The following is a 12,537-nucleotide window of genomic DNA, read 5'->3' as shown; positions in this document are numbered from 1 at the left end:
TCGCGCGACGACCAGACCGGCGGCGGCCACCTTACCCGAGTGCGACTCACCGCGCACCACGTATGCGCCACGCGCAATAAAGGACTTTACCTACGGCCAACCATCCGCAAGATCTCCATTATGCCGAACGAGCTGTGCGCAGGAGGCCGTGCCCCAACCAGGTTTCCATCCCTGGTCGACCGCCTGCGCACAGCTCGCCCTGTTTGACCCACCCCATCAGTGACTGAACCACTGCAATCGGGGCTGGCAGACCGTTTTTCAGCCCACGACGATGTAATCCCCTGCGCTTTCAGGATGGCCCCACCAATCCCGACTTCGCCGCCCGGCTGCTTGATGGCGCACAGATCTACTGTGGGAGGGGGCTTGCTCCCGTTCGCGGTGTATTCAGCTAATCATTGACTGACCTAACGCTACGGGAGCAGGGCCCCTCCCACATTTGCCCGGCGGTGATTGCCAGAGTGCATTTCAAGGCCATGAAAAAGGCGACCCGAGGGTCGCCTTTTGTCATTGTGCGTACTGCTTGCTCAAGCCCGGCGGTACGCCTTGTACGTTGGTTTCTTCCCAGGGCCCGTTGGGGCTGATGGAGCGGCTCCAGCCGTTGCTCCAACGATAATAAGTGCGCTGGCGGTAGAAGGTGTCGGGCTGGTCGTCGAGCACGTAGACCTGCATCTTGCCGTCCCAGTGGCTGGCGGCGCCTGGGGGTGGAGCGAAGGTCGGCGATTTGGTTGGCAATGGCTTCGGCGGCGGGGTCACCGGGCCAGACGGCTTGGTGCTCGGCTGGGTCGACGGGCCCGACGGCGGGATGGTCGGGCCGGTGGGGGACGGCGGTGGGCGGTGGACCGCACAAGCGCTCAAGCCAAGTACCAGGCTAAGCAGGGTGATGCGTGCAAATGCGGTCATGGGCGTTTCCTCGATTTACTTGTCCGGACTGTCGATGGTCAGCTGCTGCGGCGCAGTGGTGCTGCTGGCCAGGGGTTGGGTGCGGCCGATCCATTCGCCAGTGGTCGGAACACCTGCCCGGGATATGCGCGCAACCAGTTGGACTTCGGGGAAGTTGGACAGTTTCAACTGCGGCATCATTGCATCGGCATCGCCCAGTTCGACGGTGATGGGCAGCTCGGCGACGGTGACGCGCTTGGCCGCCAACGGTGCCGGTGGACCGGAGACGGCACGGGCAAAGATGAACACGCTGTCGGTCGGCAACGTCTTGGCTTTCGCCTCGGCGGACAGGTCCACCCGTACGGTCATTACCGCTTTGTGCGCTACCGTACCGCCGCTTTCCTTGAGTTTCTCGGCAGCGCGATCAATACCGCCTTGCAGCGCCACACGGGAATTATCTTGCGGCGGCAGTTGCGCCAGCAGGCGGTTCCAGTAGTCGATCGCCTCCTGGTAACGCTGGCCTTCAAAGGCGGCGATACCCAACAGGCCAAGGCTGGTGACTTCCTTGGGGTCGAGCTTCAACGCCTCGTCGGTCAGCGCCTGCACCTTGGGCGACCACTGTTTGTTGTCGGCAAAGTATTGCGCCTGGGCCCACTGGCCGAGCAATTCAGGCTGGCGCCCGGCCAATGCCACGGTACGCTCGAAGACTTTGGCGGCATCGGCGGAACGGTCCTGGGCCATGTAGGCGCGACCCAGGAAGTATAGGCCCTCGGCCGAGTCCGGCTGGGCTGCCGCGGCACGTTCCAGGCGCTGGGTCATGTCGGCCATGGATACCGGCGGCTGGGAGAACTCACGGGTCAGTTCGACCTTGTCGCTCGCCCCATAATGCAGGTACAGCACAACGCCGAGTACGGGCACCAGAAACGCCGCCAAAAACGGCAAGGGTTTACCCAAGCGCGATTCACGGGGCTTTTCCACGCCTTCGGTATCGGCCAGCAGCTCACGGGCGGCTTCGGCGCGGCCGGTGTCCAGTTGCGCGGCGTTCAATACACCTTCGTCCTGCTGCACTTGCAGCTCGGCAACGCGCTCCTGATACAGCGCCACGTTCAGCGCGGTGCGATCCTCCTCACGCTGGGCACGGCGGCCGCGCAGTACCGGGATGAGCAGAAAACTCAGGGCAATCAGAAGCAGCAAGCCGGCTGCGAGCCAGAAATCAATCATCAGTCTTGGTGTCCAGCAATTGGTCGAGACGTTTGCGCTCTTCAGGGGAAAGCGCATCGGAACCATCGGTCGGCGCGGCGCGGCGACGACGCACGATCACCGCCATCACCACGACGCCGGCCAGCAGCAGGCCGGCAGGGCCGAACCAGAGCAGCGCGGTCTTGCCGGTGAGGGCCGGTTTGTAGCGCACGAAATCACCGTAGCGGTCGACCATGAAATCGATGATCTGCTGGTCGTCCTTGCCCTCCCCCAGCATGCGGAAGATCTCTCTGCGCAGGTCGGTGGCAATGGGTGCGTTGGAGTCGGCGATGTCCTGGTTCTGGCACTTGGGGCAGCGCAGTTCCTTGGTCAGGTCGCGGAAACGCTCGCGCTCGGCGTCGTTGGCAAATTCGTAGGTGTCGATGGCAGCGTGGACCACACCGGCCAGGCCCAAGGCCAAGACAGCGGCGGCTAACAGACGCTTCATGGCTTAGCCTCATCGACCAGGGCCTGGTACTTGGCGGCCAGTTGCTCGCGCCACACCACCTCGTCGATCACGCCGACGTACTTGTCGCGGATCACGCCCTTGGCGTCGATGAAGAAGGTTTCCGGTGCGCCGTACACGCCAAGGTTCAAACCGAGGTTGCCGTCTTCATCGCGGATATCCAGCTGGTACGGATTGTGAAACTCGGCCAACCATTTCAACGCGGCTGCGTTGTCGTCCTTGTAGTTGATGCCGTAGATCACCACGCCCTTCTCGGCCAGCTTGTTCAGCACCGGATGCTCGACGCGGCAGGAAATGCACCAGGTCGCCCACACATTGACCAGCGCCGGTTTGCCCTGCAAGTCTGCCTGGGTCAGGATCTTGTCGCCCTGCACCGTCGACAGGCTGAACGCCGGGAACGGCTTGCCGATCATCGCCGAAGGCAGCTCGGCCGGGTCCAGGTACAAACCGCGATACAGGAACACCGCCACCAGCAGGAACAACGCCAGTGGCACCACCATCAACCAACGCTTCATACCGCAGCTCCCATACCCAGTGCTTCACGCACCCGGCTCTTAACCTTGACCCGATAACGCCGGTCCAGCGCCGCGAGCAAACCGCCAAAACCGGTGAGCAGACCGCCGAACCAGATCCAGCGCACGAAGGGTTTGACATGCACCCGCACGGCCCAGGCGCCGTCGCCCAGGGGTTCTCCGAGGGCCACATACAGGTCACGGGTGAAACCGGCGTCAATGCCCGCTTCGGTCATCATCGAACTCTGCACGGTGTACAGGCGTTTTTCCGGGTGCAGCACGGCGATTTCCTTGCCATTGCGCACCACGCGCACCGTGCCTTTGTCTGAGGTAAAGTTCGGCCCTTCGAAGTGCCTGGCGCCTTCGAAGATGAAGTGGTAACCGGCCAAGTCCATGGATTCGCCCGGCGCCAGGCGCAGGTCGCGCTCGGCGCTGTTCTGGCTGGACAGCACCACGCCGAGGGCGCACACCGCGATGCCGATGTGGGCGATCTGCATGCCCCAGTAGCTGCGGGTCAGGGTCGGCAGACCTTTGAGCAAACCTTTGTGACGGGTCTTGTCGACGATGTCACGCACACCGGCCAGTAATACCCAGGCGGCGAGCAGGAAGGTGGCGAGCACTGCCCAGTTGAAGTCGCCGTAGGCAATACCGGCGACCACGGCCAGCGCAACGCTGCCGAGCAGCACCGGAGCGAGCATGCCCACCAGCCATTTCACCGGAGTGTCTTTCCAGCGCACCAGCACGCCCACCGCCATCACCACCATCAACAAGCCCATCAGCGGGATGAACAAGGCATTGAAGTACGGCGGGCCCACGGACAGTTTGGCGCCGCTGAGGGCATCCAGCACCAGCGGGTACAGGGTACCGAGCAGGATCATCGACGCGGCCACCACCAGCACCAGGTTATTGCCCAGCAGCAGGGTTTCCCGCGACCACAGGTTGAAGCCGACCTGGCTCTTGACCACCGGTGCACGCAGGGCGAACAGGGTCAGCGAGCCGCCGACCACAAACAGCAGGAAGATCAGGATGAACACACCGCGCTCGGGGTCAGAGGCAAACGCATGCACCGAGGTCAGCACGCCCGAACGCACGAGGAAGGTGCCGAGCAGGCTGAGGGAAAACGCCGCGATGGCAAGCAACACGGTCCAGCTCTTGAACACGCCGCGCTTTTCGGTGACCGCCAGGGAATGAATCAGCGCAGTGCCCACCAGCCAGGGCATGAACGAGGCGTTTTCCACCGGGTCCCAGAACCACCAGCCGCCCCAGCCGAGTTCGTAGTAGGCCCACCATGAGCCCAAGGTGATACCGATACCGAGGAAGGCCCAGGCAACGATGGTCCATGGTCGCGACCAACGCGCCCACGCCGCATCCAGGCGCCCGCCGAGCAAGGCGGCGATGGCGAAGGCAAAGGCCACGGAGAAACCGACGTAGCCCATGTAGAGCATCGGCGGATGCACGATCAGGCCGATGTCCTGCAACAGCGGGTTGAGGTCATGCCCGTCCGCCGGGATCTGCGGCAGCATGCGGCTGAACGGGTTGGAGGTCATGATCAGGAACAGCAAAAAGCCAATGCTGATCATGCCCATCACCGCCAGCACCCGCGCCAGCATGACTTGCGGCAGTTGGCGTGAAAACACCGATACGGCGAAGGTCCAGCCACCGAGGATCAACGCCCACAGCAGCAACGAACCTTCGTGGGCGCCCCACACGGCGCTGAACTTGTAATACCAGGGCAAGGCGCTGTTGGAGTTGTTTGCGACATAGGCGACGGAAAAGTCGTCGGTCATGAAGGCGTAGGTCAGGCAACCGAAGGCGAACAACAGGAAGGCAAACTGGCCCCAGGCGGCCGGCTGCGCCAGGCTCATCCACAGGCGGTCACCGCGCCAGGCGCCAAGCAATGGCACCACGGCCTGGACCACGGCAAAGCACAGGGCGAGGATCATCGCCAACTGGCCCAGCTCCGGAATAAACAGTGCGGACGTCATCACTTAGCCCTCCTTGGCAGGCTGCGAATTCGCGCCAGGCGCGGATTGGCCGCTGTCTTTCAAGGCCTTGGTGACCTCTGGCGGCATGTACTTCTCATCGTGCTTGGCCAGTACTTCGTCAGCCACCACCACGCCATCGGCATTGAGTTTGCCCAGGGCGACGATGCCCTGGCCTTCGCGGAACAGGTCGGGGAGGATGCCGCGATAAGTGATGGTCACGGCCTTATTGAAATCGGTGACCACGAAGGTCACATCCAGGGAGTCGCCGGAGCGCTTCAACGAACCCTGCTCCACCATACCGCCGGCGCGGATGCGCGTGTCCAGCGGGGCTTCGCCATTGGCGATCTGGGTCGGGGTGTAGAACAGGTTGATGTTCTCCCGCAGGGCGCTCATCGCCAGGCCCACGGCAATACCCACACCGGCCAGGATGGCAAGGATGATCAACAGACGCTTTCTACGCAGCGGATTCACTTTTCGGTCTCCCGGCGCAGACGTCGCGCCTCTTGTTGCAGGTAACGCTTGCGGGCCAGGATCGGCGCGGCGACGTTGAGGGCCAGCACCGCCAGGCAAATGCCATAGGCCGTCCAGACATACAGGCCATGGTGGCCCATGGCGAGAAAATCACTGAAAGAAGCAAAACTCATCCACGCACTCCCAGGCTGGTTTGCACTTCGGCTTTTACCCAACTGGTGCGGGCTTCACGCTTGAGCACTTCAAGGCGCATGCGCAGCAACAGTACGGCACCGAAGAAGCAGTAGAACCCCAGCACCATCAGCAGCAGTGGCGCCCACATTTCCACGGGCATCGCCGGTTTTTCGGTGAGGGTGAAGGTGGCGCCCTGGTGCAGGGTGTTCCACCACTCCACCGAGTACTTGATGATCGGGATGTTGATCACGCCGACAATTGCCAGCACCGCGCAGGCCTTGGCGGCGCTGTCGCGGTTGCTGATGGCATTGCCCAGGGCAATCAGGCCGAAGTACAGGAACAGCAGGATCAGCATCGAGGTCAGGCGTGCGTCCCACACCCACCATGAACCCCAGGTGGGCTTGCCCCAGATTGCACCCGTGACCAGCGCCACGGCGGTCATCCACGCGCCAATCGGCGCGGCGCATTGCAGGGCCACGTCGGCCAGCTTCATCTTCCAGACCAGGCCGACGATGCCGCATACCGCCAGCATCACGTAGCAGGACTGGGCCAGCATCGCGGCAGGAACATGGATATAGATGATGCGAAAGCTGTTGCCTTGCTGGTAGTCGGGCGGCGCGAAGGCCAGGCCCCAGACCAGGCCGATGCCGATCAGCAACACGGCGGCGACGCTCAACCACGGCAGCAACTTGCCACTGATGCCATAAAACCATTTGGGCGAGCCGAGCTTGTGAAACCAGGTCCAGTTCATTGCAGTTTCCATCACGGGTGCTTTTCGTCGTGGCGAGAAGCTCAGGGTCTTTACTGACTCAACGTCATCAACGCCGGGTCAGACCTCATTATTCGCCGACGCTGATTTTCAGGCCGGCGGCTATAGCAAAGGGTGTCAGGGTTACCGCCAGGGCGGTCAGGCTACCGAGCCATAAGAGGTAACCGGTCGCCGGCATGCCCATTAGCGCGGCTTGCAAAGCGCCGCTGCCGAGGATCAATACCGGGATGTACAAAGGCAGAATCAGCAGGGCCAGCAACAGGCCACCGCGCTTCAAGCCTACGGTCAGCGCCGCCCCTACGGCTCCCAACAGGCTCAGGGTCGGCGTGCCGAGCAACAAGGATAGAAGCAACACCGGCAGGCACTCGCTGGGCAACCCTAGCATCATCGCCAGCAAGGGTGAGAGCAGCACCAGCGCCAGGCCGGAAAAAGCCCAGTGTGCCAGTACCTTGGCCAGCACCAGAAGTGGCAGGGGGTGCGACGAAAGGACCCACTGCTCCAGGGAACCGTCTTCGAAATCACTGCGAAACAGCCCGTCCAGCGAGAGCAGGACCGATAAAAGCGCCGCTACCCACACCAGCCCTGGGGACAAGGTTTGCAACAGTTTAGTCTCCGGGCCGACCGCCAGCGGGAACAGCGCGATCACAATCGCAAAGAACACCAGCGGATTTGCCAGCTCGGCCGGGCGACGGCACAACAGCCGCGCTTCACGCGCGACCAACAGGGCAAACACACTCATGCCGACCACCGCCCGAGGTCCAGCTCGCGAAACCCCGCGGGCAGGCGCGTCAGGGTGTGGTGGGTGGTCAGTACCACCAGGCCGCCTTTCTCGCAGTGCTGGGCCAGGTGCTCTTCGAGTTGGGCCACGCCCTGTTTGTCGAGGGCGGTGAAGGGTTCGTCGAGGATCCACAGCGGCGGACCGGGCAGGTACAAACGCGCCAGGGCCACGCGGCGCTGCTGGCCGGCAGAGAGGGTGTGGCAGGGAACGTCTTCGAAACCCTTGAGGCCCACTGAGGCCAGGGCCTGCCAAATCGCGTCGCGGGAAGCGGGGTGATGCAGGGCGCTGAGCCAACTGAGGTTTTCTTCAGCGGTGAGCACGTCCTTGATACCGGCGGCGTGGCCGATCCAGATGAGGTTGCGCGCCAGTTCGGTACGTTGTTCGTGTAAAGGCTTGCCGTTGAGTCGGATTTCACCTGCCGTGGGCTGCATCAAACCGGCCATCAGCCGCAGTAGGCTAGTCTTGCCGCTGCCATTGGGCCCGCTGATTTGCACCATGTCGCCGCCCGCCAACCGCAGCTCGAGTTGCTCGAACAACAGGCGCAGGTCGCGTTCACAGGCAAGCGCTACGGCTTCAAGAAGAGGGCTGGTCAAGAGATCGCGGGCCTTTACGGTTCAAGTCGGCGGTGCAGCGGCCGTTATAGAGAAATGCACAATAACGGCTTTGGCGACCGATTTTAGAGAGCTGGATCAAATAGTTGTGAGGTTTTTACCGCTCTCTTTGCAGACGGGCGGCATTATACATGCGATGCCCTACTCTAAAGAGGGCAATTTCCCCAGAGACGACGTGCACGATGACCGGCGAGATCAACCTACCTCCACTGCCTCCAGCCCCAGCGCCCAAACCTGCCCCGCTGCCTGCGGCGGGTGAGCTGCTAAAGCTGCTGGAGCCGCAGGCCGGCCTGATCGGCCCAGGGAAAACTGTGAACGCCGAGGTCATCGCGCTGAAACAGGGCAGCGAAGCCTTCCAGTTGTTGCTCAAATTGACCCTCGAAGGCGGTCGCCAGACCCTGGTACAGGCCAGCAGCGCCCAGCCCTTGCCATTGGGCAGCAATGTGGCGGTGAGCCAGGCGCCTGCGGGCAACCTGGCCATCACCTTGCAGCAGACCATGAGCGCCAACGTCGCCGCCCTCACCCGCCTCGATACCTCGCAAATGCCGGTGGGCACGCTGCTGCAAGCCAAGGTGCTGACCACGCAGATGCTGCCCCAGGGCACGGGGCAGCCGGCGATCTATCGCTCGCTGGTGAGCGTGCTCAATAACGCCCTGGCCGGCGCCACCCTGACGCTGGAAAGCCCTCAGCCCCTGCGGGTTGGCAGCTTGCTCAGCGCCGCGGTGCAGAACGCGCAAACCCTGAGCTTCGTGCCATTGAGCGGCTTGAAGGACCAACTGGCCGTGGCGCAACAGCTTGCTACCCAGCAGAGTCGCCAAGGCTCGCTGGATGCCGTATTCAGCGCCTTGCAAAACCTGCCCCGTGGCGACAGCACCTCCGCCGACCTGCGGGCCGCTGCCGAGCGTTTGTTGGCGGCACTGCCAGACCTGGCGCAGGTCAGCAACCCCAAGGTACTGGCGCAGGTGATCCAGAACAGCGGTGCTTTCCTGGAAGCCAGGCTGCTCGCCGGGCAGAACCCGCAGATCCCGCCGCTGGATATGAAAGGCGCGCTGTTGCGGCTGGTCGCGGACCTGCTGCCCACCCTGCCCGCCAGCACCAACCTGAATGCCATCCTCGCCGCCAATACCCTGGCCCAGGTGCTGCCAAATTTTGTCCGCAGCCCGTTGAACACCCTCGGCCAGGTCGGTGCCCGGCAGATACCGGCAAGCTTCCCGCTGCCGGAGCGGCTCATGGCCAAACTCGAAGGTGAAGGCGACCTGGAGAACCTGCTGCGCCTTGCCGCCGGCGCGATCTCCCGCTTGCAGAGCCATCAGCTGTCGAGCCTGGAACAGACCGGCACCACCGCCGATGGTCGCCTGCAAACCACCTGGCAGCTGGAAATCCCCATGCGCACCCTGCAGGACATCGTACCGTTGCAGGTCAAGTTTCAGCGCGAGGAGCCGGCGCCGGACAAGGATCAACCCGAGCGCAAGGACAAAAAGGAGCCGAAACAGATGCTCTGGCGCGTCGAACTGGCCTTCGACATGGAGCCGCTGGGGCCGCTGCAAGTCCAGGCGCAATTGACCCAGGGCAAACTGTCCAGCCAGTTGTGGGCCAGCCGCCCATTCACGGCCAGCCTGATCGAAAGCCACTTGGGCAGCCTGCGCGAACGCCTGGTGTCGTCGGGGCTTGACGTCGGCGACCTGGATTGCCACCTGGGCACCCCGCCACGCGGCCCCAAAACCGGGCTGGAACAACGCTGGGTGGATGAAACCGCATGAAGAACGCCGTCCCGCCCCGCCAGGCCATTGCCCTCAAGTACGACGGCCAACAAGCCCCCACCCTGTCCGCCAAGGGCGATGACGCCCTGGCCGAAGCCATCCTCAAGCTGGCCCGGGAAAACGAAGTACCCATCTATGAAAACGCCGAGCTGGTGAAGCTGCTGGCGCGCATGGAACTGGGAGATAGCATTCCAGAAGAGCTGTACCGCACGATTGCCGAGATCATTGCGTTTGCATGGACGCTCAAAGGCAAGTTCCCGGCAGGGTACGACCCGGATGCGGGGCCGGTGGAGCGGGATGTCACTGAGCGTGGCGACGATTACTGAGTAGCCGCAGGCGTACCAAGATCTACTGTGGGAGGGGGCTTGCTCCCGATAGCGTTATTACAGCCTACATATCTGGGGCTGATACACCGCTATCGGGCCCCTCCCACATTTTTTGATCTGTGGTCAGTTCAGGACTTCGCTCAGGGGGATGAAATTGACTTGGTCACCGATATCCAGCGTCGTGCCTTCCATCACCTCCACAAACCCCTCCGCCCACGCCGCGCTGCGCAGCACGCCGGAACTCTGGTTGTGGTAGATGACCGCCTTGCCCTGCTCGATACGCCCCCGCAGGTATTCGCGGCGATTGCCAGGCTTGGGCCAGTTGAACCCTGCCGGCACCTCGAAACGCAGCGGCTCTACCTGCGTCACACCTTGGCGGCGTAGCAGATAGGGGCGCGCCAGCAGCGCAAAGGTCACCAGGGTCGAGGCCGGGTTGCCTGGCAGGCCGATAACCGGCACGCCACGGAAATGCCCGAAGGTCAGCGGCTTGCCTGGCTTGATCGCCAGCTTCCACAGTGCCAGCTCGCCGTCTTCACGCAGGGCAATACCGAGGAAGTCTGCTTCGCCTACCGACACACCGCCGGTGGACAGGATCAGGTCGACGCCGCCCAGGCCCGCCAGGCGCGTGCGGGTCTGTTCCAGGTCATCCGGCAGGATCCCGGCATCGATCACTTCACAGCCCATGCGTATCAGCCAACTGCACAGGACGCGGCGGTTGCTGTTGTAGATCTGCCCGGGGCCCAGCGGCAACCCCGGCTCGATCAGCTCATCGCCGGTCGACAGTACGGCTACACGCACGCGGCGCACCACGTCGAGACGATCACGCCCGAGGGACGCGGCCAGGCCCAGCTCGATGGGACCCAGTCGGGTACCGGCGGTGAGCACGCATTCACCGACCGTGGTTTCCTGGCCCTGGGGGCGGATGTTGTCACCCGCTTGCATCTGCTCGGTAAAACTGACGCGCTGGTCGGCATGCACCACGGCGTTTTCCTGCATTTGCACGCAGTCCGCGCCCTGAGGCACCGGCGCGCCGGTAAAGATACGGGCGCAGGTGCCGGGCGCCAAGGGCTCGGGCGCATTGCCGGCGAAAATGCGTTGGCTCACTACCAGCGGTTCGCCGGTCCAATCCGCCAGGCGCACGGCGTAGCCGTCCATGGCGCTGTTGGGCCAGGGCGGCAGGTCAAGTGTGGAGATCAGGTTCTGGGCCAGCACCCGGCCATCGCACTCAGCCAGGGGCAGCGCTTGCTGCTCGCTGATCGGCGCGGCTTGGGCCATGGCCAGCAAACGCTGCAAGGCTTCTTCCACCGGCATCAGTGCGCCGGTCTTGCCCGGCTTACCCACGGGATTCACAGGGTTCAGCCTGTTTCAGATGCGGGACGAAGTTGCACGGGCGGTGACGGTTATCCAGTTGCTCGGCGAGGATGCCGTCCCAACCGGTGCGCACGGCGTTGGTGGAGCCCGGCAAGCAGCACACCAGGGTGCCATTAGCCAGACCAGCGAGGGCACGGGATTGCACAGTGGAAGTGCCGATATCGGCCACGGAGATCTGGCGAAACAGCTCGCCAAAGCCATCGACCTGCTTGTCGAGCAGGCAGCTCACGGCTTCAGGGGTGCTGTCGCGGCCTGTGAAGCCGGTGCCGCCGGTGATCAGCACGACTTGCACAACGTCTTCTGCGATCCAGTGGGCAACCTGGGCGCGGATCTTGTAGAGGTCGTCCTTGAGCAGCACGCGCTCGGCCAGGCGGTGGCCGGCGGCAGTCAGACGGTCGACGAACACCTGGCCGGAGGTGTCGGTATCCAGGGTGCGGGTGTCGCTGACGGTCAATACTGCAATATTCAGGGGTACGAAGGGCGCATCGGCCTTGGCTTTCATGGCACGGTCCGGTTGTCGAAGGAACAGCCCGATGTTATATCACAGGCCCCCATTTACGTGCCGCAGCGGAACCACCATGTCTCTTGAATCTTCACCCCTGCCCTGTTCGATCCTGCTGTTGGCCGGTGGTCGCGGCCAACGCATGGGCGGCCAGGACAAAGGGCTGCTGCAATGGCAGGGCGAACCCTTGATTGCCCACCTGCAACGGCTGGCCCGGCCGCTCACCGATGACCTGATCATCTCGTGCAATCGTAACCATGAACGCTACGCGCCCTATGCCGATCAATTGGTGAGCGATGACAACCCGGACTTCCCCGGCCCGCTTGCCGGTATCCGCGCCGGACTGCTCGCGGCACGCCATGAGCATCTGCTGATCCTGCCGTGCGATGTGCCGCAGATCGATGGGCGACTGCTCGCCGACTTGCGTGAGACCGCCCAACGCAACCGACAGTTGCCGGTGCTGGTACGCCAGGGCGAGTTCTGGGAACCCCTTCTGTGCATCATACCGACCAGCCTGAAAAACCAAGTGGAGCAGGCCTGGCAAGCGGGTGAGCGCAGCCCGCGCAAGATCTTGCTGGAACTGGGTGGCGTGGCCCTGCAATGCCCGGCCGATGACCCGCGCCTGGCCAATCTTAATACACCCGAGCTGTTGCACCCACGGGCTGGCGTGTCAGAATGAGCCTTGCACAAGGAA

At 63.3% G+C, this 12,537-nt stretch carries 15 protein-coding genes; 3 read left to right on the top strand and 12 right to left on the bottom strand.

Annotated elements, in window-relative coordinates; genetic code table 11:
• Window positions 1-504: 504 nt before the first annotated feature.
• The 10 genes from QZR30_RS19285 to ccmA all read right to left on the bottom strand — a co-directional run bounded on the left by QZR30_RS19285 (window position 505) and on the right by ccmA (window position 7,866).
• Window positions 505-900: a lipoprotein gene (locus tag QZR30_RS19285; RefSeq protein ID WP_046071627.1), complete on the bottom strand. Its 396-nt coding sequence runs from the start codon at window positions 898-900 to the stop codon at window positions 505-507.
• A gap of 15 nt (window positions 901-915) precedes the next feature.
• Window positions 916-2,100 (bottom strand): c-type cytochrome biogenesis protein CcmI, encoded by a 1,185-nt coding sequence (gene ccmI, locus QZR30_RS19280; protein WP_274358223.1) that lies wholly within the window; start codon window positions 2,098-2,100, stop codon window positions 916-918.
• Window positions 2,093-2,566 carry a cytochrome c-type biogenesis protein gene (locus tag QZR30_RS19275; RefSeq protein WP_056846744.1) on the bottom strand — a complete coding sequence of 158 codons (474 nt, stop codon included), beginning with the start codon at window positions 2,564-2,566 and terminating at the stop codon, window positions 2,093-2,095. The genes ccmI and QZR30_RS19275 overlap by 8 nt, the downstream gene beginning before the upstream one ends.
• Window positions 2,563-3,099 (bottom strand): DsbE family thiol:disulfide interchange protein, encoded by a 537-nt coding sequence (locus QZR30_RS19270; RefSeq protein ID WP_046071624.1) that lies wholly within the window; start codon window positions 3,097-3,099, stop codon window positions 2,563-2,565. Before QZR30_RS19270 ends, QZR30_RS19275 begins: the two co-directional genes overlap by 4 nt.
• Window positions 3,096-5,081, bottom strand: a complete 1,986-nt coding sequence (locus QZR30_RS19265) for a heme lyase CcmF/NrfE family subunit (RefSeq protein WP_046071623.1) — start codon at window positions 5,079-5,081, stop codon at window positions 3,096-3,098. Before QZR30_RS19265 ends, QZR30_RS19270 begins: the two co-directional genes overlap by 4 nt.
• Window positions 5,082-5,084: 3 nt before the next feature.
• Entirely contained in the window at window positions 5,085-5,552 is a 468-nt protein-coding gene (gene ccmE / locus QZR30_RS19260) for a cytochrome c maturation protein CcmE (RefSeq protein WP_056846745.1), read from the bottom strand.
• Window positions 5,549-5,725: a heme exporter protein CcmD gene (gene ccmD / locus QZR30_RS19255; protein WP_003172771.1), complete on the bottom strand. Its 177-nt coding sequence runs from the start codon at window positions 5,723-5,725 to the stop codon at window positions 5,549-5,551. The genes ccmE and ccmD overlap by 4 nt, the downstream gene beginning before the upstream one ends.
• Window positions 5,722-6,477 carry a heme ABC transporter permease gene (locus QZR30_RS19250; RefSeq protein WP_046071622.1) on the bottom strand — a complete coding sequence of 252 codons (756 nt, stop codon included), beginning with the start codon at window positions 6,475-6,477 and terminating at the stop codon, window positions 5,722-5,724. Before QZR30_RS19250 ends, ccmD begins: the two co-directional genes overlap by 4 nt.
• Before the next feature lie 88 nt (window positions 6,478-6,565).
• Entirely contained in the window at window positions 6,566-7,234 is a 669-nt protein-coding gene (gene ccmB / locus QZR30_RS19245) for a heme exporter protein CcmB (RefSeq protein ID WP_046072688.1), read from the bottom strand.
• Entirely contained in the window at window positions 7,231-7,866 is a 636-nt protein-coding gene (gene ccmA, locus QZR30_RS19240) for a cytochrome c biogenesis heme-transporting ATPase CcmA (RefSeq protein ID WP_046071621.1), read from the bottom strand. The genes ccmB and ccmA overlap by 4 nt, the downstream gene beginning before the upstream one ends.
• Window positions 7,867-8,066: 200 nt before the next feature.
• On the opposite strand from ccmA, the gene fliK reads away from it, so the two are divergent.
• Window positions 8,067-9,644 carry a flagellar hook-length control protein FliK gene (gene fliK, locus QZR30_RS19235; protein ID WP_056846746.1) on the top strand — a complete coding sequence of 526 codons (1,578 nt, stop codon included), beginning with the start codon at window positions 8,067-8,069 and terminating at the stop codon, window positions 9,642-9,644.
• Window positions 9,641-9,970 carry an EscU/YscU/HrcU family type III secretion system export apparatus switch protein gene (locus tag QZR30_RS19230; RefSeq protein WP_046071619.1) on the top strand — a complete coding sequence of 110 codons (330 nt, stop codon included), beginning with the start codon at window positions 9,641-9,643 and terminating at the stop codon, window positions 9,968-9,970. The genes fliK and QZR30_RS19230 overlap by 4 nt, the downstream gene beginning before the upstream one ends.
• Before the next feature lie 123 nt (window positions 9,971-10,093).
• On the opposite strand, the gene QZR30_RS19225 is transcribed toward QZR30_RS19230, so the two are convergent.
• Together QZR30_RS19225 and moaB are read right to left on the bottom strand one after the other, a co-directional pair.
• Window positions 10,094-11,320 (bottom strand): molybdopterin molybdotransferase MoeA, encoded by a 1,227-nt coding sequence (locus QZR30_RS19225; protein ID WP_311903968.1) that lies wholly within the window; start codon window positions 11,318-11,320, stop codon window positions 10,094-10,096.
• Window positions 11,304-11,843, bottom strand: coding sequence for a molybdenum cofactor biosynthesis protein B (gene moaB, locus QZR30_RS19220; RefSeq protein ID WP_057008368.1), 540 nt, complete (start codon window positions 11,841-11,843; stop codon window positions 11,304-11,306). The genes QZR30_RS19225 and moaB overlap by 17 nt, the downstream gene beginning before the upstream one ends.
• A gap of 76 nt (window positions 11,844-11,919) precedes the next feature.
• Between moaB and mobA the strand changes: the two genes are divergently transcribed.
• On the top strand, window positions 11,920-12,522 hold the full coding sequence (gene mobA, locus QZR30_RS19215) for a molybdenum cofactor guanylyltransferase MobA (protein ID WP_311903965.1): 603 nt from the start codon (window positions 11,920-11,922) through the stop codon (window positions 12,520-12,522).
• Window positions 12,523-12,537 lie beyond the last annotated feature (15 nt).

This window comes from Pseudomonas sp. rhizo25, from assembly GCF_031931935.1.
In the GTDB taxonomy this organism is placed as follows: domain Bacteria; phylum Pseudomonadota; class Gammaproteobacteria; order Pseudomonadales; family Pseudomonadaceae; genus Aquipseudomonas; species Aquipseudomonas synxantha.
The sequence above is the reverse complement of the archived record's forward strand: the minus strand, read 5'-3'. Positions and strand labels throughout refer to the sequence as shown.